At 64.5% G+C, this 19,404-nt stretch carries 20 protein-coding genes; 15 read left to right on the top strand and 5 right to left on the bottom strand.

Annotated elements, in window-relative coordinates:
* Positions 1 to 26 precede the first annotated feature (26 nt).
* Positions 27 to 1,358 (bottom strand): NAD(P)/FAD-dependent oxidoreductase, encoded by a 1,332-nt coding sequence (locus QO033_RS15605; RefSeq protein WP_284481913.1) that lies wholly within the window; start codon positions 1,356 to 1,358, stop codon positions 27 to 29.
* A gap of 123 nt (positions 1,359 to 1,481) precedes the next feature.
* A complete protein-coding gene (locus QO033_RS15600) occupies positions 1,482 to 2,048 on the bottom strand; it encodes a MarR family winged helix-turn-helix transcriptional regulator (protein WP_284481912.1) in 567 nt (188 codons plus the stop codon).
* 1,214 nt (positions 2,049 to 3,262) lie between these two features.
* Here QO033_RS15600 and QO033_RS15595 point away from each other — a divergent pair.
* Entirely contained in the window at positions 3,263 to 5,734 is a 2,472-nt protein-coding gene (locus QO033_RS15595; protein ID WP_284481911.1) for a patatin-like protein, read from the top strand.
* 69 nt (positions 5,735 to 5,803) lie between these two features.
* Here QO033_RS15595 and QO033_RS15590 read toward each other — a convergent pair whose 3' ends face one another.
* Positions 5,804 to 6,157, bottom strand: a complete 354-nt coding sequence (locus QO033_RS15590; protein WP_284481910.1) for a cyclophilin-like fold protein — start codon at positions 6,155 to 6,157, stop codon at positions 5,804 to 5,806.
* Positions 6,158 to 6,304: 147 nt separating this feature from the next.
* A complete protein-coding gene (locus tag QO033_RS15585; protein WP_284481909.1) occupies positions 6,305 to 7,408 on the bottom strand; it encodes an NAD(P)-dependent alcohol dehydrogenase in 1,104 nt (367 codons plus the stop codon).
* A 361-nt stretch (positions 7,409 to 7,769) separates the two neighbouring features.
* Between QO033_RS15585 and QO033_RS15580 the strand changes: the two genes are divergently transcribed.
* The 4 genes from QO033_RS15580 (at position 7,770) to QO033_RS15565 (ending at position 10,161) form a co-directional block, all read left to right on the top strand.
* Complete coding sequence (locus tag QO033_RS15580; RefSeq protein ID WP_284481908.1) at positions 7,770 to 8,666, top strand: LysR substrate-binding domain-containing protein; 897 nt, start codon at positions 7,770 to 7,772, stop codon at positions 8,664 to 8,666.
* Positions 8,667 to 8,796: 130 nt separating this feature from the next.
* A complete protein-coding gene (locus QO033_RS15575) occupies positions 8,797 to 9,558 on the top strand; it encodes a carboxymuconolactone decarboxylase family protein (RefSeq protein WP_284481907.1) in 762 nt (253 codons plus the stop codon).
* On the top strand, positions 9,558 to 9,737 hold the full coding sequence (locus QO033_RS15570; RefSeq protein WP_284481906.1) for an NAD(P)-binding domain-containing protein: 180 nt from the start codon (positions 9,558 to 9,560) through the stop codon (positions 9,735 to 9,737). Before QO033_RS15575 ends, QO033_RS15570 begins: the two co-directional genes overlap by 1 nt.
* 28 nt (positions 9,738 to 9,765) lie before the next feature.
* Positions 9,766 to 10,161 (top strand): (R)-mandelonitrile lyase, encoded by a 396-nt coding sequence (locus tag QO033_RS15565; RefSeq protein ID WP_284481905.1) that lies wholly within the window; start codon positions 9,766 to 9,768, stop codon positions 10,159 to 10,161.
* Positions 10,162 to 10,472: 311 nt separating this feature from the next.
* Here the strand turns inward: QO033_RS15565 and QO033_RS15560 are convergent, their stop codons facing one another.
* The gene (locus QO033_RS15560; protein WP_284481904.1) at positions 10,473 to 10,760 is read right to left on the bottom strand and encodes a hypothetical protein; all 288 of its coding nucleotides are present in this window, start codon (positions 10,758 to 10,760) and stop codon (positions 10,473 to 10,475) included.
* Between the two features lie 77 nt (positions 10,761 to 10,837).
* Between QO033_RS15560 and QO033_RS15555 the strand changes: the two genes are divergently transcribed.
* The 10 genes from QO033_RS15555 to QO033_RS15510 all read left to right on the top strand — a co-directional run.
* On the top strand, positions 10,838 to 11,542 hold the full coding sequence (locus QO033_RS15555) for a hypothetical protein (protein ID WP_284481903.1): 705 nt from the start codon (positions 10,838 to 10,840) through the stop codon (positions 11,540 to 11,542).
* 34 nt (positions 11,543 to 11,576) lie between these two features.
* Positions 11,577 to 12,293, top strand: a complete 717-nt coding sequence (locus QO033_RS15550) for a hypothetical protein (protein ID WP_284481902.1) — start codon at positions 11,577 to 11,579, stop codon at positions 12,291 to 12,293.
* A gap of 12 nt (positions 12,294 to 12,305) precedes the next feature.
* Positions 12,306 to 13,673, top strand: a complete 1,368-nt coding sequence (locus QO033_RS15545) for an oligosaccharide flippase family protein (RefSeq protein WP_284481901.1) — start codon at positions 12,306 to 12,308, stop codon at positions 13,671 to 13,673.
* Positions 13,670 to 15,010 carry a hypothetical protein gene (locus QO033_RS15540; RefSeq protein ID WP_284481900.1) on the top strand — a complete coding sequence of 447 codons (1,341 nt, stop codon included), beginning with the start codon at positions 13,670 to 13,672 and terminating at the stop codon, positions 15,008 to 15,010. Before QO033_RS15545 ends, QO033_RS15540 begins: the two co-directional genes overlap by 4 nt.
* On the top strand, positions 15,007 to 15,792 hold the full coding sequence (locus tag QO033_RS15535; RefSeq protein WP_284481899.1) for a hypothetical protein: 786 nt from the start codon (positions 15,007 to 15,009) through the stop codon (positions 15,790 to 15,792). The genes QO033_RS15540 and QO033_RS15535 overlap by 4 nt, the downstream gene beginning before the upstream one ends.
* Positions 15,789 to 16,706 (top strand): glycosyltransferase family 2 protein, encoded by a 918-nt coding sequence (locus QO033_RS15530; protein WP_284481898.1) that lies wholly within the window; start codon positions 15,789 to 15,791, stop codon positions 16,704 to 16,706. Before QO033_RS15535 ends, QO033_RS15530 begins: the two co-directional genes overlap by 4 nt.
* Positions 16,703 to 17,644: a polysaccharide deacetylase family protein gene (locus QO033_RS15525; protein WP_284481897.1), complete on the top strand. Its 942-nt coding sequence runs from the start codon at positions 16,703 to 16,705 to the stop codon at positions 17,642 to 17,644. The genes QO033_RS15530 and QO033_RS15525 overlap by 4 nt, the downstream gene beginning before the upstream one ends.
* Complete coding sequence (locus QO033_RS15520; protein ID WP_284481896.1) at positions 17,641 to 18,405, top strand: hypothetical protein; 765 nt, start codon at positions 17,641 to 17,643, stop codon at positions 18,403 to 18,405. The genes QO033_RS15525 and QO033_RS15520 overlap by 4 nt, the downstream gene beginning before the upstream one ends.
* Positions 18,406 to 18,435: 30 nt before the next feature.
* On the top strand, positions 18,436 to 19,212 hold the full coding sequence (locus QO033_RS15515; protein WP_284481895.1) for a WecB/TagA/CpsF family glycosyltransferase: 777 nt from the start codon (positions 18,436 to 18,438) through the stop codon (positions 19,210 to 19,212).
* Positions 19,213 to 19,283: 71 nt separating this feature from the next.
* Positions 19,284 to 19,404 (top strand): GDP-mannose 4,6-dehydratase (locus QO033_RS15510; RefSeq protein ID WP_284482010.1); only part of this gene is annotated, 121 nt, incomplete at its 3' end.

Below are 19,404 nucleotides of genomic sequence, written 5' to 3'. Positions count from 1 at the left end.
CGCGCCCCGTCCGGGAAACGGAAAGGTCAAAAGCCGTCGTCGGGTTCCAGCCGGGTCCCGTCGAAGAAGCGGGAGAACCGGAAGTGATGCGGATCGACACAGGGGGGGCGGCCGGTCACCAATTCGGCCATCAGCCGCCCCGCCGCCGGACCGATGCCGAAGCCATGGCCGGAAAATCCGCTGGCCATGAAGAAACCGGGCAGCGTGTCGATGGCGGAAATCACCGGCACCGCGTCCGGGGTGACATCGATATAGCCGGCCCAGCTCTGGGTGATCTCAGCCTTGGCGAAGACAGGGAAGTTCTCGATCAGCGCCGCCATGGTCTTGGCATTGATCTTTTCGTCCGGTTTGGGGTCGAGCACGCGGGTGTATTCGAAAGGCGAGGCCTCGTCGTTGCGCCAGTTGCGGGCACAGGTCGCCTCCTGGGCGAAACGCGGGCCGAACCGCAGGCGCAGATCGCGCCACTGATGCTTCAGCGCCGGCAGGTACTTGAAGGCCAGCCGGAAGCTGTCGGGGACGATATCGACGATATTGGCGGTGCCGGAGGCCAGCGTGTAGCCGCCGTCCTCGCGTTTGCGGAAGGCAAAATGTTCCGACCAGTAGGCCGCCTCGGGGCCGCCTTCGAGCGGCGCCGTCCGCATCACCGTGCTGACGATCTTGAGCTGCGGAAAATTGATCCCGAGGTTGCCGGCAAACAGCCGCGACCAGGCCCCGCCCGCCAGCACCACCGCGTCGCAGGCGATCGTGCCGCGTTCGGTCACCACCGCCGAAACCGCGCCGCCGCTGGTCTCGATCCCGCGCACGGCGCATTCGGTGAGGATCGCGGCACCACGATCCCGCGCGCCCTCGGCAATGGCGGGGGCGGTCAGCTGCGGCTCCGCCCGGCCGTCGGCGGCGGTGAAGAATCCGCCCTTGACCGGCTCCCTGCAGCCCGGCATGACCGCGTCGAATTCCGCCCCCGACAGCACGCCGCAGTCGAGCTGATAGGGCCTGAGATGCTCTGCCCAGCGTTCGTAATCGGCCATTTCCTTGTCCGTGCGGCCGGCGAACATGATGCCCGAGCGGCGGAACCCGGTTTCCCGCCCGATACGCGCGGTCAGCCCCGGCCACATGCGCAGCGCCTCGGCCATCAGCGGGATTTCCCGCGGATCGCGCCGCGAGATGCGGACCCACCCCCAGTTGCGCGAGCTTTGCTCCTGACCGATGCCGCCCTTTTCGCACAGCGCAACACGCAGCCCCATGTCGCTCAGCTCCAGCGCCGTCGAGGTGCCGGCGATACCGCCGCCAATGACGACGACATCGACTTTTTCGGGCAGGGTTTCATCTCCGTGAACCGGGGTCACGCGTGGGCCAGGCATTTGCAAAATCCTTTGAACAGGCAACAGAAAGCACGTCGGGTCAGGCAAAGCCCGCCGCGCTCTGGGTGAAGGGAAGAGGCCGACCTGAGGGGCGTTACCCGGTCAGCAACAGCCGTTTCAGGGTCATTTGGGTTTCCAGTCGATCCCGCGGTGACGTTCGACATAGGCTGCGGCGATCTTGCGCAGCAGCGCCACCGTCTGGGCGTGTTCCTCGTCCGAGAGCATCCAGAAGGCTTCGTCCCGCTCCCGCTCCGAGATCGCGCGCACCGCATCGAGCACCTCGCGCCCGCGGTCGGTGATGAAGAGCTGCTGACGCCGGCGCACCTCGGGATCGAGCCGTCGTTCCAGAAGGTCGTCGGCGATCAGCTTGTCGACCAGCCGTGTCATCGCCGGCGCATCCTTGCCCGCGAACTGGGTGATCTCCGAGGCGGTGATGCCCGGCTGGCGCAGCACGATGAAGAGGGTCGAGACCTTGCCGGTTCCGCCGGCGACGGGAAGACCCTCAAGCCGTTTCTCGATATCGCGCGACACCCAGAGGTTCAGCAGCCGCAGATAATAGCTGGCCGCATCGGTGAGGCAATCGAGCTCCAGCTCGTCGAAACAATCCTGCGTCTTGCCGTTGTCGTCCTTGGGGTGTTCGTCGCCCTGCATCTTTGTGCCGCCCTGTTTGCGATGCACAATACTTGTCATAAACAATTGTGAATGACAAGTATGTTGTCCGCTCCTGGTGCAATTTGTGACCTGAGGACCGGAGGCGTCCTGTTTCGGGGCCTGCTTCGGAGGCAGCATCAGAGGTTGTACGAGAGGGGGGCAGTCGAGTACGGCGCATGTTTCAGCGCCCCGGCCGATGCGACGCCGGGGACTTCAATCCGCTGCTGGTGTTGCTGGGGCAACGACACGATCCGCGCCGCAGAGGCGTGGCGGAAGGGGCTGGTGTCTCTGGGGTGGACCTGGACAGCGGCGGGGCGACGCACGGACCGGCCCGGGCAAGTGCCAGCCTGTTTTTTATGTGCTCGCCCGAGGCGCTGCCTTGCTTATTCCGAACGATGGCTGATTTCAGGTAGCGTCGCCCTTTGGCGGTCTGCCTACATCTCCTGATGCGGTGGGTATGAACCTGCCCGGAGAATGCCTCCGGACAGGCCAAGCGCGGGCGATGGCCGTTCTTTTCCGACATCCTGACGTCGCGCCGCTCCGGGGGCGGGCTGCGGAGTTTCCGCTTGGCCTGCTCTGGTGGGCTGGCTATACCGAGACCGCGTGCGGGCGTGGCGGAATGGTAGACGCATCGGACTTAGTTGATTGAGTGCGCCGGTTGGAAACTCCGGTGTAGAACTGCTCAAATTCGGGGAAACCTGTCACATGGCAATCCCGAGCCAAGCCCCTTCGGGGGAAGGTGTAGAGACTAGACGGGCAGCGCCTAAGGCCAAGGCTAGGGCGAAGGGATAGTCCAGACCACAAACGCCCGAGGCCGGGCGGCGGCGAAAGCCGTAGCTGGTAAGAAAATCCGTGGGGCGCAAGCCCATGGGGGTTCGAGTCCCCCCGCCCGTACCATATCACTGTTGCAAAGGGTATTACGCTTCTCGGTTTCCCTTTTATTTCAATGTCTTGATTCCTGCCAATGCCGCGATGCGTTCGTCGGGTTACAGGGGAGGGCATGCCGGATGGGGGCTGGAACAGACGATCCGGGGGCGGATGTCTGAACAGGGGAAGAGCATGCCGCGCGAGTAAGTGACCCTTCACGCGGGGAGCCCGTCGCCTCCGTGGGAGGGCCTGCTTGCCGAGCCGATGGACAGTGCCGGGCCCTGAGTTCCGTGAGACTTTTCGCCGGCCATGTGGTATAATCTCCGAAAATCAAAAGGTTGACTTGTACAGGGCGGGCACTTCGGGCTCGCTGGGGCGTTTTAGAGATGAAGGAAAAGGAACTTCGCCTCGCACTCGTCTATTACGGCGGCGTCTCTCTCGCCATCTATCAGCATGGCGTGAATATCGAGATTCTGAACCTGATCCGCGCCTCGCAGGCCTACCACGTCCCGAGCAGCAGCACGCAAAAGCAACTGCCGGACCACGTTTTTGCGCGGAGCGTTTCGAGTGGCGTGTCATCGGAAGGGGTGTCCACCGAGGCCGTGTACTTCGACCTTCTGAAGCAGATCGGCAGAAAGCTCGACCTGCGGGTCGTTGCCGATGTCATCTCAGGCTCCTCCGCCGGGGGCATCAACGCGGTGGTGCTGGCCCGGGCGATCGTTCACGATCTGAGTATCGCGCCGCTTTCCGACATGTGGTTCGAAGAGGCCGATATCCTCAAGCTGATCTCGCCGAAAGCGCGGGCCGGGAAATGGAGCAAATGGTACATCTCGCCATTCATGCGTCTGGCCTTCGCCCGTCTGGTGCGGGCCGGGATATTACCACGGGATGCCGGTCAGGACGTGCGCCGCCGCCTGTCCACCTTCGTGCGGTCGCGCTGGTTCAAACCGCCGTTCGATGGCGCCCATTTTTCCGGACTGCTGCTGGATGGGCTGCTGGCGATGGAGGGCAACGAGGCGCCCGGGTCCACGCTGTTGCCGCCGGAGACGCGGCTCGATCTGCGGATTTCGGTTACCGACTATCACGGTGCCGACAAGGCCATTTTCATGCATGACCCGGTTCTGATCTGGGAACGGGAACATCGGCAGATGCTGAAATTTGCCGCCGAGAGGACTTCGCAGGGGCTGACCCGGTCGGATTTCGACAGGGTCAACATTCCCTCTTTGGCCTTTGCCGCCCGCGCATCTGCCAGCTATCCGGGGGCTTTCCCGCCGGCGCAGATCGGGGAAATGGACAGGTTGATCGAGCGGCGGAGCCTGGAGTGGACGGGCAAGGAGCATTTCCTGGCCACCAACTTTTCCCACTATCGGCAGATCGGGCTGGACCCGGAGGACGTGGTGCTGCTGGATGGCAGCATCCTCAACAACAAGCCGCTTCAGGCGGCGATCGAGGCCTTGCGCCAGCATGCGGCCTATCGGGAAGTGGACCGCCGGCTGGTGTATATCGACCCCCATCCCGAACAGCCGAACTTCGATCCGGGGGTGAGGATGCCGGGGTTCTTTTCGACCTTGCGCAGCGCGCTCAGCGATTTGCCACGCTATGCCCCGATCTACGAGGAACTGGAGGAAACCAGCAGGTTCAACCGCCAGGTCAAAGGGCTGAAAGCCATCGCCCGGACGTCGCGCCACCATGTCGAAGAGCTGATCGAGCAGGCGACGGGCGGCGCCCTGAGCGAACACCACACCGTTGAGCAGATCCGGCACTGGCGGCTGACGTCGACAAATCTGCTCTCCTCGTCGGCGCTGATCTACAACGCCTGGATGCGGTCGCTGGTGCTGGAAGCGATAGATGTCATCGCCGATCTGGTCGCCCGGATCTGCGGACAGGAACCCTTGTCCCAGCATGCGCGCTGGATCAGGCAGGTGATCGAGGCCTGGGCCGAAACCAAGGGCATGTTCCCGGAAGACTACCACATCCCGGATACGGTCAGCGAGAATTCCGAGCTGCCGACATTCGCCAGATTCATCGTGGAATTCGGCGTGCGCTACAAGGCGCGCAGGATTTCCCACATCATTCAGGAGATCAACGCCATCTATCAGATCGAGGATGGCGATTTCGATCCGGACGTCGAATTCGAAAAGCTGGACGAACTGAAACGGCAGGTCAGCACCTGCCTGCGGGGGCTCAATGTCTTCGAGGAGCCGATGTTCCTGCTGAAATTCCCCGTGCAGGACATACGGCAGGTGTTTTGCGCGGAGCAGGCGGCCGATCTGCCCGTCGCGGCCCATTATGCCCGTTCTAGGAATGGCGAGCTGACGGCGCTGATCGGCCGGATCGGAGAGATTTGCGGTGTAGTCGGCACCAACGACGAGCTTGACCAGATCCTGGCCTCTCCGCTGATGGCGGAGCTCAATCCGCGATTTCGCCGGATCGTGCTGTCGGGCTATCTGGGGTGGCCCTATTCCGACGTGGTGATCTTGCCCGCGATGAATGCCCTGGGGCTGGAGAGCGGCGCCTTTGAGGAAGTTCTGGTCGATCGGATCAGCCCGCAGGACGCGACGTCCATCTGCATCGAAGCCGGCTGCGGGCCGTTGCGGGGCGAGGCGGCGATCGGGTTTGGGGGGTTCCTGACACGATCCGCGCGCGAGAACGATTACCTCTGGGGCCGCATTCATGCCATCGAGCGTCTCATCGATATCGTCGCCAGTACCGTCGACCCGGCGACAGCGGAAACCATGCCCGATTTCGCAGTGTTCAAGAAGCGCGCCTTCGAGGCGATGCTGCGGGCCGAGGAAGAGCGGTTGTCGCATATTCCCGAAGTCGTCGCGGCGGTGCGGGCCGAAATCGACAAGCTGTGAACGGGGACCCGCGCGCCCCAGCGGCCCGTGGCCAGGGCGCATGGCCGGGGCGCGCGGCAAGCCGGTCGATCACTCGGCGCGTTCGATCCGTACCGACAACGCGCCGGACTTCAGCAGCGCCGCGATATCGCCGTCGAAGGCGCCGAGGCGGACCAGGCCACGGGTGTTGTCGAAGGGCTTGCAGAAGATCGCGAGATTGCCCCAGGGCGCGTAGAGCGTGATATCGCCGGGGGCGGGCTGGTAGCGGGCCGGCGCCCCCGTGGTGTCGAGCTTGCGCGGCAGGTCGGAGACTTTCTCGATCCCGTGATAGTCGGTCAGGGTCAGATCGAGCGGCAGCAGCGCGGCGAAGTCCCGCCCGGCGGCGGTGTCGTCCAGAGTGGCGGCAAGCACCTCCCCGTCGAGAACAAAGTGGATTTTGGTCATGCTGTTTCCTTTTCTTGGCCCGGCATCGGATGCGTCGGCAAGCGCCGGCGGCAGCAGGCTGGCCGCGCAGAGAAGCGCGAGGGCAGGGGCCTTTCTCCAGAATGCGATCATTGGCTGTCTTCCTTCTGCCTGAGAGCCGGGGGCGGTTCAGGCCGCGGTCATGTCGATGACATAGCGATAGCGCGCGTCTTTGGTGATCACCTTCTGACAGGCGGCGCCGATCTGATCCGGGGTGATCATCTCATAGGTCGCGGCGATGCCGTGATGCGCGGCGAAGTCGATCACCCGCTGGGTCTCGGCGATCCCGCCGGTCATCGACCCGGCAAGGCTCTGACGGCCGAAGCCCATCATCATCCCCTGCAGACCCTCGACCGGGAACAGCGCGCCGACGTTGACGAGCGTCTTGTCGAGCTTCAGCAGATTGAGGAAAGGCTGCATCGGATAGGCCACCGGCACGGTGGAGAGCATCAGATCGAAGCTGCCCGCCAGGCGGCGCATCGCGTCCTCGTCCGACCACAGGTAGGCCTCGGCGGCACCGAAGGCCCTGGCGTCCTCGAGTTTGTCTTCGGAAGTGGTGAAGACAACGACCTCGGCGCCCCTGGCCGCCGCCAGCTTGACAGCCAGATGACCGAGCCCGCCCATACCGATCACGCCATAGCGCTGGCCCGGTTGCAGGTTCCAGTGGTTGATCGGGGAAAACGTGGTGATGCCGGCGCAGAGCAGGGGCGCGAAGCCGGCCAGATCGACCCCCGGCGGGATCCGCAGGGCGAAGTCTTCCTTGACCACGATCTTCCGGGAATAGCCGCCATAGGTTACGCCGCCGGAAATCCTGTCGGGCGAATTGTAGGTGAAGGTAGTGCCGTTCAGGCAATTCTGTTCCCGGTCGGCGCGGCAGTTGGCGCAGGTGCCGCAGCTGTCGACCATGGTGCCGACGCCGGCGATATCGCCTTCGCGGAACTTGCGGACCTCGGCGCCGACGCCGATCACCCGCCCCACCATCTCGTGCCCGGGCACCAGCGGGAAGGCAGGCATGCCCCAGTCGCCCTTGTAGGTGTGGATGTCGGAGTGGCAGATCGAGCTGAACATGATCTCGACCACAATATCCCGGGGGCCGGCGGCGCGCCGGGTGATGGTATGGGGCGCAAAGGTGCCGCTGGTGTCGAAGGCGGCCCAGGACTGCACCTGACTATGGGCGAGGGCATCCGGCGCCGCCTGCGCCCGGGCGGCGCCGGCCAGCGCGGGCAGTGCCACGGCGGCGGCTCCGGCGGTCAGAAAGCCGCGCCGGCGTTCGCCCGCGCGGGTCAGGAGGTCTGCGGATCTCTTGCATGCGTCGCACATGGGGCACCTCTGTCGGTTGGTTTCCGGGTGGTCCGATCCTATCATGCCCTGGATCGCGCGCCGGATCATCGCCGATCCCTGCACAGCATTCATGAGGGCGCATCATGAATGGTCTGAAGGGAGCGATCATGGTCCGGCGTCCGGGGTGGCCTATTTTCGCCGATCAGGGGCCGCCCTCGGTAAATTTTCGCATAATCCATCGATTTCATGAGCAGATAGCATATGTCATGAAAAGACGACCATGACTCATACTCCGTAAGCACCGGCTTCCATCATGATACGCGAGAATATCAACGACCTGATCGCCTTCGCCGCCGTGGCGGAAGAGCGCAGTTTCACCAAGGCCGCGGCAAGGCTGAATGTGTCGCAATCGGCGCTCAGCCATACGATCAAGGGGCTGGAACAGCGCCTGGGCCTGCGTCTTCTGACCCGCACGACGCGCACCGTGGCGCCGACGCTGCAGGGGGAGGATCTGCTGGCGACGCTGACCCCCTGTTTCGAGAAGATCGAAAGCAGGCTGCAGGCGCTGAACGACGCGCAGGATCAGCCCACCGGCACGGTGCGGATCGTCGCCGTCGAATATGCGATTGAGAGCATCCTCTGGCCCAAGCTGTCACCGGTCCTGAAACAGTTCCCCTCGGTGAATATCGAATTCGTCATGGACTATGGCTATACCGATCTGGCCGCGTCGCAATGCGATGCCGGGGTGCGCTATGGCGATCAGGTCAGCGACGGGATGATCGCGGTGCGGATCGGCCCGGACGAACGGCTGATCTGCGTCGGCGCGCCGGCCTATTTCGAGGAGGCCGGGACACCGCAGGTCCCGCAGGAGCTGGTGGATCACCGCTGCATCAACCTGCGTCTGTCGACGCATGGCGCGCTCTATGCCTGGGAGTTCGAGGATCCGGAGGGCGGTGAAATTCACGTCAAGGTGAAGGGGCAGGCCTGTTTCAACACAATCAATCCGGTGTTGCGGGCCGCCCGGGACGGGCACGGGCTGGCGCTGGTGCCGGAACGGCTGGCGCAGGCGGATATCGAGAGCGGCGCCCTGCAGATGTGCCTTGGGGACTATTCGCCCTATTTCCCTGGCTTCTACCTCTATTACCCCAGCCGCCAGCGGTCTTCCTCTGCCTTTGAAGTGGTGCTCGAGGCGCTGAGGGAGCGCAAATGACGTCGGTGGCGCGGAGGAGGCGGGCCGCATTGATGAGCCGCTGTCATGAGTGGAGTGATCAGGTCGGGCATTAAGATCCGCGCGCGCCGGGATCACATGAGGGTAGACGCAGTCGAACAGGAGATCCCCGATGAAGACCTCGATCGCAGCCTCTGCCATCGCTCTCATGACAAGTTCTGCCATCGCGCAGGAGGTTCGCAGCACCTTGCCCGACGCCGTCGGCCGGGTGTCCCCCGCCCTCGACGCCTATGCGAACGAGACGATTTTCGGCTCGGAATGGGCGAGTGAAACGTTGTCGGTCCGGGATCGCGCGCTGGTGACTTTCGCGGCGCTGATGACCCGGCACGAGACCGAGAACCTGCAAAGCTATGTGGCGCTGGCGCTCGACGCCGGGGTGACCCCGGCGGAGCTGTCCGAGACGATCACCCATCTGGCCTTCTACACTGGGTTCGGCAATGCGACCGCCGCGGCCGTGGCCGCCGCGCCGGTGTTCGAGGCGCGCGGCATCGCGGTCGAGACGCTGCCGGGAGCCAGCCCCGAGCTGCTGCCGCTGAACGAAGAGGCCGAAGCCGCGCGGGAGGAGTTCGTCAGCGGGCTCTATAACGATGTCAGCAAGGGCGTCGTCGACAACACCCGTGAAGTGCTCTTTCGCGATCTGTGGCTGCGGCCCGATCTGGCCCCGCGCGATCGCAGCCTGGTGACCGTGGCGGCGCTGATCGCGGCAGGTCAGCCGGAGCAGATGACCTTCCACCTCAATCGCGCGATGGACAACGGGCTGACTCAGGCGGAAGCCGGGGGTATGCTGTCGCATCTGGCGTTCTACGCAGGCTGGCCGAAAGTCTTCTCGGCGCTGCCGGTCGCCAAGCAGGTGTTCGAGAGCCGGGCGCAGTAATGCCGGGGCGGGCGCCCGCCGGCGACCTGATCCGCGACATCGGCGTCGCGCCGCTGGAGACCGGCGGCCTGCACAATGCCCGCTTCATCGAACCCTTTGCCATGGCCACGGTGGAGCTTGCCTATCGGCAGCCCGGCGGGTCCGGTCTGACCTATCGTTTCGAGAAACTGCGCGGCTGACTGCCGTGCCAAAGCAAGGAGACCCCCAATGAAAATCACCCGTTCCGGCAGCGCGCCGTCGATGAAGGGCCCGGAAGACTGGTTCACCGGCACCGTTCGTGTCGATCCGATGTTCGCCGCGGAAGAACCCGGTCGTGTCAGCGGCGCGCATGTGACCTTTGAACCCGGTGCCCGCACCGCCTGGCACACCCATCCGGCAGGTCAGACCATCGTCATCACCTTCGGTCGCGGCCGGGTGCAGCGCGAAGGCGGTCCGGTCGAGGAAGTCAGCGCCGGCGATGTCGTCTGGTTCCCGGCCGGCGAGAAACACTGGCATGGCGCGGCTGCGGAAACCGCGATGAGCCACTACGCCATTCAGGAATCGATCAATGGCGAGGCGGTGACCTGGATGGAAAAGGTCGCGGACGAAGATTACAACGGCTGACAGGCCATAGATCGGATATCATCTGTCCTGCCCGGCTGAAGGGCTGGCGACAGAATCTCGGCCGGTGGGGGAAGCCCCGCCGGCCTTTTGTGTTTCCGGGTGTCGTCTCGGGGGGGAGTGAGGGGTGGCGCCGGGGACAGTGTTTTCCAGAGCGGCGCATCAGTCAGCGTTCCCGGGTATTTTTGATGGAAATTAATTCTCTTTTGCGCTTTGCCTGATTTCCGGGCTTTCTATGGTGTGTCTGGAGTGCGGCATTTCTGAATCCTCTAATTTTTTGATCTATTTTTTATCTCGGCATGTGGGTAATTTTATCAATTCATCGATTGGTTGCGATCATTGAATTTTTTATCTATTTCCGGCGTGCGATTTTTTGGAATGCTGGCTTTATCTTGAGGCGGGGCTCGGCTAGATCTTCTGGTAATTCGCATTGCTAATTTGAAGCGCGATTCTGAGAGGCCGCCTGAGCGCGCCTCGGTGCGGTAGCCATGATTGTTTCCCGGAATAAAGATGTACGCCTCGGGGCCGCTGGTCGCGGCAGAACGAGTGGCTTTGGTGCGGAAAAATCGGATGTCCCTAAGGTCGGTGGTATCCCGGAACAACGGCGCTCCTGCTCGAGCGGGTACGCTTGCACCGTCTAAGACGCCTGAGTCCGTCTTGATGAGATGAGGAGTTCGCCTTGGTTGCGATCAGTCACCCCTATCGCTTTATTTTCATTAAGACGATCAAGACCGGCGGCTCCAGCATCGAGATGTTTTTCGAGCCGCTCTGCACCCCGCCGGGCCATGTGGTTGAACATCTGACACCGACGCTGGTTTCGGAGTATGGGGTTATCGGGCGGCGCGGTCCCAGTCGACTGGGGGTTTTCGACAATGCGGTGTCCCGCCGCCTGTCGCGGTATCAGAAGTGGTACAACCACATGACGGCGGCGCAGGTTCGCCGGCGTCTGGGGCGGGAGACCTTTGATAGCTATCTCAAGATTTCTTCGATCCGAAATCCCTATGATCTGGTGATTTCGTTGTATTTCCAAGTCGGTCGCGGGAAGCGCCAGGCCCTGCCGGAGGACCCTGACGCGTTGCGAGACGCATTTCGGGAATTTGTCGCCGGTCGCTGGACCAATCAGCTGAAACTGCTGAACGTCGACGGGCAAATGGCCGTTCAGAGGTTCGTTCGGCTTGAAAATGTCGTGGACGATCTGAGCGGAATTGCCTCGGAAATCGGGGCGGATATATCGCTCCTGAAGCTGCCGCACGTGAAGAACAATACGACCCGGTCCCGGACGCTGACGGACTATTACGATCGCGGGGCCGCCGAACGGGTGCGCGATCATATGGGGTGGGTCTTCGACCGTTTCGAATACGCGCCCGACATTCCCGGGCTCTGACGGTCGGCAAATCGGTCAGGGGGAAGGACAGAACATGGGGATGCTCAAATCCGCGGTGCGGGAGGGGTTGAAGGCGGCGTTGCCGGCCTCTTCGCCGCCGCTTCTGGTGGCCAGCATGGGGCGGTCCGGCTCTACCGTCGTCTATGACAGTCTGGTCGCGGGGATGGCGGCGGCGCGGTTTGGCGAGCGTGGGTCCCGACTCACGGGGCTGGTGCGCGATACCGCCTGGCATCTGGGCGGGGCACGGTTTCACAGCGGGCGAGTCTATAAGACGCATGATTTTCCCTATGATCTCAGTCCGGGGGCATCGCCGCGGGTGGTGTTTCTGTTCGGCTCGACCAGCGCGGCGGCGCGCAGCGTGCTGCGCTGCGAGACGACCTATGGCCCCGATTGGATCGCGGAGCATCTGGAGCATCTGTCGGCCCATGGCGCGCTGCGCGATGTGCCCGTGCGCGATGTGCTCAGGTTCGGCGAACAGCTCGACGGCTGGCTGGCCTGCGAGACGGTGCCGGTGCTGTCGCTGCGCTACGAGGATCTGTGGCGGTCCGGGGCCGGGACGGTGCTGTCCCGCTATGCCGGTTTCCCGGTCCGCCTGCCGCCACAGCGGGCGCGCGAAAGCGCTTCGGTCGATCTCGGGGCCGTGGGCCGCCAGCTGATGGACACTTACGCGGCCCTCGACGGGCGGGTCGCGGCGCTGCCGGCGATCCGCGCCAATCGCAAGGCACAGCTCTTGCTCGACACGGCGGGGTAGAGGGCAATGACGTTGGGAGAGCTTCCCTCCCGGGGGATCGTCGCCTCGCCGCAGCCGGGCGGGGCGACGCGATTGCTGCGCGCCGTGGCCTGGGTCGCGGTGGCGCGGGTACTGGGAATGGGGATGGGTCTTGCCACCACCATTCTGGTGGCGCGCGTCTACGGCAAGGAGGCGACCGGGCTTGTCGCCCTGATCAATGCAACGGCGGTGGTCTTTGCCACCGCCGCCGGGGCCGGCCTGCCGGTGTTCCTGCTGCGGGTGTTCAGCGATGGGGAGAGGCCGGAGGACCGATGGCGCCATCTGCAGCTCTATCGCCGTGCGCTCTGGCTGGTGCTGGGGATCGCGCTGCTGTTGCTGGCGCCGGTGCTGGTGGCGCTGTTCGGGCGGTTTCCCGGTTTCGCGCGGGAGATGCCGGGCCTTGCGCTCAGTATCGTCGCGGCGGCACTGCTGGGGCGGGTGCTCATGGCCCTGGCGGTGAGCGTGAGCCGGGCGCTGCTGCCGGTCCCGGCCTATGCTGGACTGCTGCTGCTGCCGATCGCGGCGAATCTGGCCATCGTGGCGGTCTGGCTTCTGTTGGCGCCGCCGCTGCCCATTCTGCCAAGCGCCGCTCTGGCCTTTGGTGTCGGCCTGACAGGCGCAGTGGCGGTGTTTGCGGGGATGCTGCGTCTCGGCAAGGCGCGGCACGCTCAGGACCCGGGCGATGCGATCCTTTCTCCCCGCCAGATGCTGGCGGCGGGCGCGCCGTTTCTGCTGGCCTCGGGGGCCAGTGTTCTGGTGATGGATGGCAACATCGTGGTGTCCGGCTTCCTGTTGCCGACCGCGGAGGTCGGGATCTATGCCGTTGCGCATAAGCTGTCACTGCTGACCTCCTTTGCGCTTTCCTCTGTCAGCCTGGTGGCGCAGCCGCAGTTCGCGCGTCTTCGCGCTCAGGGAGACCGGGAGGCGCTACAGCACTATGGGCGTCAGGTCAGCCGGTTGATCTTCTGGAGCTCTGTGCCGATCATCCTGGGCCTGTTCCTTGCGCGTCATGGCCTGATGCAATGGGGCTTTGGCGCCGGTTTCGCCGATGCCACGGCGCCTTTGACGGTGTTGTTGGTGGGGCAAGCGGTCGCCGCGCTGACCGGCGCGACCAATCCCTATCTCAGCATGACCGGAGGTCAGCATCTGCTGGCGCGGATCATCACGGTCGCGGCGGTGCTGAGCATTGTGCTGAACCTGCTGCTGACACCATGGCTGGGCGTGATCGGCCCGGCTGTCGCCATGACCGCAAGCCTGGTTTTCTGGAACACCGCGACTCTGTTGACGATCCGGCTGCGTGACGGATTGTGGCTGTGCTGGGTGCCGGGGATATTCGCGGCCCGCCGCGGGGCCGAGTCATGACCCGGTTGCGCCTGCGGTATCGGCCGAGCCAGGTGGACTATCTTCTGGTCCTGCTGCTGGTGGCGATTTCCGGCAACCAGGCCTTCACCACTGGCGCCCGGCAGGATGTGGTGCTGCTGGGGGCCTTTCTGATCATCCTGTTACGGATGATCAAGCTCCAGCGCGTCCTGGAAAGTCGTAGTTTTCTCATCGTCGTTTCGATCTATCTGATGATCTTTCTCTTCCAAACCCTGTCTTTGCATTATTTCGCTGCGGTGACGATCGCGGGGTTCTTTTTCAAACTCGTGATCGGGGCCGGGGTGATCGGGACGGTGCGCTACTTCCGCCTGGCCTATGTGCGGGTAATGGTCTGGCTCGCCACGCTGAGCCTGCTGTTTCATCTGTCAAGCGTGGTGGCTGCCGCCGTCGGGATCAGGCTCTACGAGGTCTTTCGCCCGTTGAGCGCGTTGATCGGGGCAGAGGCCAGTGGTGTGAACGAGCGGATCAATGTCCTGCTTCACAGTTTTATGGGGGGAGAGGAACTCTATCGCAACGCCGGGATGTTCTGGGAGCCGGGGGCGTTTTCCGGATATCTGATCCTGGCACTGGTGCTGCTGGCGACCATTGCGACCGATCTGCCGGCCCCTGTGCTGCGGCGCTGGCGTGCGATTCTGGTGGTGACCGAGCTGACGACATTGTCGACCACCGGTTATGTCTTCCTGCCCCTGGCTCTGATGACGTTTCGCATTGTCGCGACTGAGCGGACCCGGAACGGCCTGAACCGATTGGCGATCCTGACGCTGTTGCCGCTGCTTCTGCTGCCGATGGCCCTGGCGCTGTGGCAGCTGGATTTTGTCGGTTCCAAGATCGTCGGGCTCTATGAACGGGCGGTCTTCCAGGAGGCCGGCTGGCAGGTTTCCCGCTTCGGCGCGGTCATTTTTGACTGGGCCTATATTCAAATCCGACCGCTGTTTGGGTGGGGGCAGTCGCTGGCGACGCAATTCTCACTGCATCCCGATCTGGAGCGGTTCGCCACCGGCAACGGGTTGACCGGCTATGCTCGTCAGTTGGGTCTTTGCGGGCTTCTCGTTTTCCTCAGTGGCTTTTGGATCGGTCTTGGCCGGCTTGGGGTTACCGGGATCAGCCGCATCTTCGTATTCGCGATTGCGGTCCTGCAACTGAATGGAGAGTTCTTCCTGAGCTATCCTCTCTATGCCGGGCTCCAATGTCTCGCGTTGGAGCGCAATCCCGCAACAGAGGCCGCGCGTGCGGGTCGCCAACGCAAAGGACTGTATCTGCCGATGGGGCGCAGGCAGCCTGCAACCGCCCGTATGATGGGGGGCGGGTCAGTCACATGATTGCCTACGATCCCTCCAGGCCTTTGATTTTCATACATGTTCCGAAGTGCGCGGGAACCAGTATTCGTCCGATCATGCAGTCGTGGTTCGGGGCCGGGTTTCATTCCCACTACATCGCGCCGGCCACCGGGCAATATCCGGACCCCGTCGACTTCGCTACGCAGCCCGTGGGGGTGCCGCAATTGGTTTACGGGCACTTCAATGCGCGTATCGGGCTCGGGATCCCGGATCAGTACCCGGATGTGCGCCAGTTCGTGACAATCCTGCGCGATCCGCTGGAAACGGCGGTTTCGGAGTATTTCTACTCGCTGCAACAGGCCGATCCGATCTGGCGGCGCCGTCCGCGGGCGATTGCTTCCTGGATCCGCGGGGGTGGGCTCAGCCGGCAAGGGCGCCGATATCGGCGGGAAAAACGGAATGCGATCCTGGCCTTCTCCGGGGTGGAGGACTTCGTTCTGAACTATGGCTCTCGGATTCTCGAACATTTTCCGGTGAAGGTGACCGAACAGAACTACGCCGAGGTGATCGAGACCAGATTTGTCGAAATCGGTGTGATGGAAAACCTGGCCGCGTCGATGGAGCGGATCGCACGGGCGCTGGGCAAAACCGGCCAGTTGCCGGACCTGCCTCATGTCAACCGTTCGGGCCGGCATCCCGATATCTCCGCAGAGGTCGCGGCAGCGTTCCGTGAGACCTATGCGCTGGATTACAAGGTCTATGACCATGTGCGTGCCCGTTATGAAGCGGCGGAGCCGGCCCTCGGGAGCGGCGCGGGCGCATGACGAAAATCTCTGTGGTGACAGCCTGTTATAACGCTGCAGACTATATCGATGTGACGCTGCGCTCGGTTCTGGATCAGGGCTATGACGGGCTGGAGTATATCGTCATCGATGGCGGCTCCGACGACGGAACGCAGGAGATCATCGAGCGATATCGCGACAGGCTGGCCTATTATGTGTCAGAGCCCGACGGCGGCCAGTATGAGGCGATCCAGAAGGGGCTGTCGCGGGCCAGCGGCGAGGTGATGTGTTGGCTCAATGCCGATGACATCTATCTGCCCTGGACTTTGTCGGTGGTGGGAGAGATCTTCGCGGCCCATACGGACATCGACTGGATCACCGGACAGCCGGCCTTTCTGAACCGGCGCGGCCAGGCGACGGCGGTTTATGGCGGCCTCGGTGCCTATCCGCGCCGGTTCATCGCCAATGGCTGGTACAGTCGCGATCTGGGTGGCTTCCTGCAACAGGAGAGCCTGTTCTGGCGCCGCAGCCTCTGGGACCGGGCCGGGGGGCTCGACCTGTCGCTGCGCTATGCCGGGGATTTCGAGCTCTGGACCCGCTTCGCCCGCCATGCCGATCTTGTGCCGGTGGCTGTGCCGCTGGCGGCGTTTCGCAAGCTGCCTGGGCAGCAGCGCTCCAGCCTCGGGGCGGAGACCTATGATGCCGAGGTCCGGGCGCATCAGTTGCCGCCGCCCCGGCTGTGGCGTCTTGCTGCGCGGGGCGGCGTGATCGCCCGCAGCCTGACCCGGCTGCTGATCCGGCGGCGCGGCCCGGCGGTTCTTTATGACGAGGGGCGCGACGCCTGGCGGCAGGTGACCACCCGCCGCCCCATCGCCCGCGCCGGCCTGCAGTTCCTGCAGCAGCAATTCGCCTTGCGCCGGGCGGGGAAATCCGACGGCCGGGGAGAGGTGACTTGAGCAGGTCAGCACCGCAATCCGCCGTGTCGCGGCCGCGCCGGGGCTGGGCGGCGGGGATGAGCCGGCCGGTCACCATCCTCACGGTCGATCTGGAGGATTGGTTCCACGTGCTCGACAACGAGGCCACCCGGGGGGAGGTGCAGTGGCGGCGGTTCGCCACCCGCCTGCCGGAGGCGACCGCGGCTCTGCTGGCGCAATTCTCCCGCCATGGGGTGCAGGCCACCTTCTTCGTGCTGGGCTGGGTCGCGGCGCGCTATCCAGAGGTGGTGGCGACGGTGGCCGGTGAGGGGCATGAGATCGCCTGTCATTCCGACATGCACCAGCTGGTGTACGAGCAGACGCCGCAGGCCTTTCGCGCCGATCTGGCCGCGGCGGTGAAACATATCGAGGCAGCGACCGGCATCCGCCCCACCGCCTATCGCGCCCCGGGGTTCTCGATCACCCGCGCGACGCCCTGGGCCTTCGATGTGCTGGCCGATCTCGGCTTCGATACCGATTGTTCGATCTTTCCCGCGCCGCGGGCGCATGGCGGCTTCGCGGGGTACGGTGCCGGCGGGCCGGCGATGCTGCGCACCCCGTCGGGGCGGCGGTTGCGGGAACTGCCGATCAATTACGCCCGGGTTCTGGGGCAGCCGCTGGTCTATGGCGGTGGCGGTTATTTCCGGCTGGTGCCGGGGGCGGTGGGCCGGTGGCTGGTCCGGCGGCAGGCCTATAACATGACCTATTTCCACCTGCGTGATTTCGACAGCGGTCAGCCGATGATCCCGGGGCTGTCGCGGGTGCGGCGTTTCAAATCCTATGTGGGTATTCGCGGCGCGGCGGCCAAGCTCGACCGGCTGCTGGACAGCGGCGAGGTGATGACGCTGGGCGCGGCCGCGGCCACCATCGATTGGGACCGGGTCCGCATCGTCGATCTGGCAGAGGGGCAGGCGCGATGACAGAGCCGATCCAGGATCCGCCGGAGCATATTGCAATTCTCACCGGAGCAGAGGCCGATACGGCATTCGAGGCGGAGTGGTGCGCGCTCTTCGCCCGCTGCTATGGCGCGACAGAGGACAAGGGCCATGCGCTGTTCCGCAAGTACCGGCTCAATCCGGCGCGCTTCGCCGGGCTCTGGCTCGGCGATCGGTTGGTGGCCTGCTACTCGGGCCTCCTGCTCGACAGCGGTATCGGACCGGTGTTCCTGGCCACCGATACGATGTCGGATGGCAGCCGTGGAAAGGCATCTGTGACATTGGGAACCGCGCTTTACGAACGTCTGGCGGCGGCCTCTGTCACGGCGGTGGTCGGCTACCCGAACGAGAACATCCGGCATCTGCGCCAGAAATACCTCGGCTGGACGCTGCGGGGGGAGATGAACCTCTATGTCGGAGTGCCGCTGCTCTGGCGGCTGGGGTTCACCGGCGCGCGGGCGGAGCAGGCGGGGCTCTGGCAGGTGAGCCGACCGGACAGCGGCGCCTTTGCGCCGCTGCCGCCGCTGCTGCGGCTGGCGGCCCGCGGCCATGGCTATGGCGCGCGGCGGCTGGCGCTGACGGTGACGCTGTCGGCGGCGCGGCCGGGGCCGTTCTTCCTGCGGGTGCCGGCCGCCTTGGTCGCCAGCCGACAGTTCGGCTATCGTCTGCTGTCCGAAGATGTCTCTGCCGCGCAGATGCAGACGATGATCGCGGCGCTCGATCTCGACACCATCGATGTGCCCTGAACCGTGCCGCTCTCCGGGGGAACCTCTGCGATGAAGCTGGAAACCATGGGCTATCTGGTCGAGGCGGAGCCGCCGGCCTGCTTCGCCGCGATGACGGCGGTGCTGGACCGTCCGCAGCGGGGCTGCCGCTGGATGGCCTGTCTCAACGTCCATTCCTATGTGGTGGGCAAGGATGATGCGCCCTATGACCGGGCGCTGCGCGCGGCCGATTGGCTGGTGCCCGACGGGGTGGCGCTGGTCTGGGCCGGGCGGATGATGGGACGCCGGATCGCCGGGCGGATCACCGGCCCGGACGTGTTCACGGCGATGATGCAGGCGCTGGACGCCCGGGGTGGCAGCGTGTTCTTTCTCGGCAGTACGCAGGAAACGCTGGAGCGGATCGCAGAGCGGCTGGCGCGGGACTATCCGCGGGTGCGGCTGGCGGGCAGCTATTCGCCGCCCTTCGCCGCGGCGTTTTCCGAGGCGCAGAGCGTGGCGATGATCGCGGCGGTCAATGCGGCCGCGCCGGATGTGCTCTGGGTCGGGATGACCGCTCCGAAGCAGGAGAAATGGCTGGCGGCGCATCAGGCGGAACTGTCGGTGAAATTCGCCGGCGCGGTGGGGGCGGTGTTCGATTTCTATAGCGGTCGGCTTAAACGCTCGCACCCCTTGCTGCGCCGCGCCGGGCTGGAATGGCTGCACCGCCTGGCGATGCAGCCGCGCCGGCACTGGCGCCGGATCGCGATCTCGATTCCCCGGTTCCTCGGGGATATGGCGCTGGAGCGGCTCCGCCTGCGCCGCGCGCCCCACACGCCCGGGCCGCGCTGACCGGCGCGGCTCCTCTCCTCCGGGCATCGCGGGGGCGGGGTGCCGCCGCGATGCGGTCAAAAGGACAAGACATGACCCGCAAAGCACTCATCACCGGCATCACAGGGCAGGATGGCTCTTATCTGGCTGAGTTTCTCCTGGAAAAAGGCTATGAGGTTCACGGCATCAAGCGCCGTGCCTCGCTGTTCAACA

Origin of the sequence: Pseudodonghicola flavimaris (assembly GCF_030164425.1) — a bacterium.
Lineage (GTDB): Bacteria > Pseudomonadota > Alphaproteobacteria > Rhodobacterales > Rhodobacteraceae > Pseudodonghicola > Pseudodonghicola flavimaris.
Note: the sequence above shows the minus strand (reverse complement) of the source record. Positions and strands in the feature narration are given on the sequence as shown.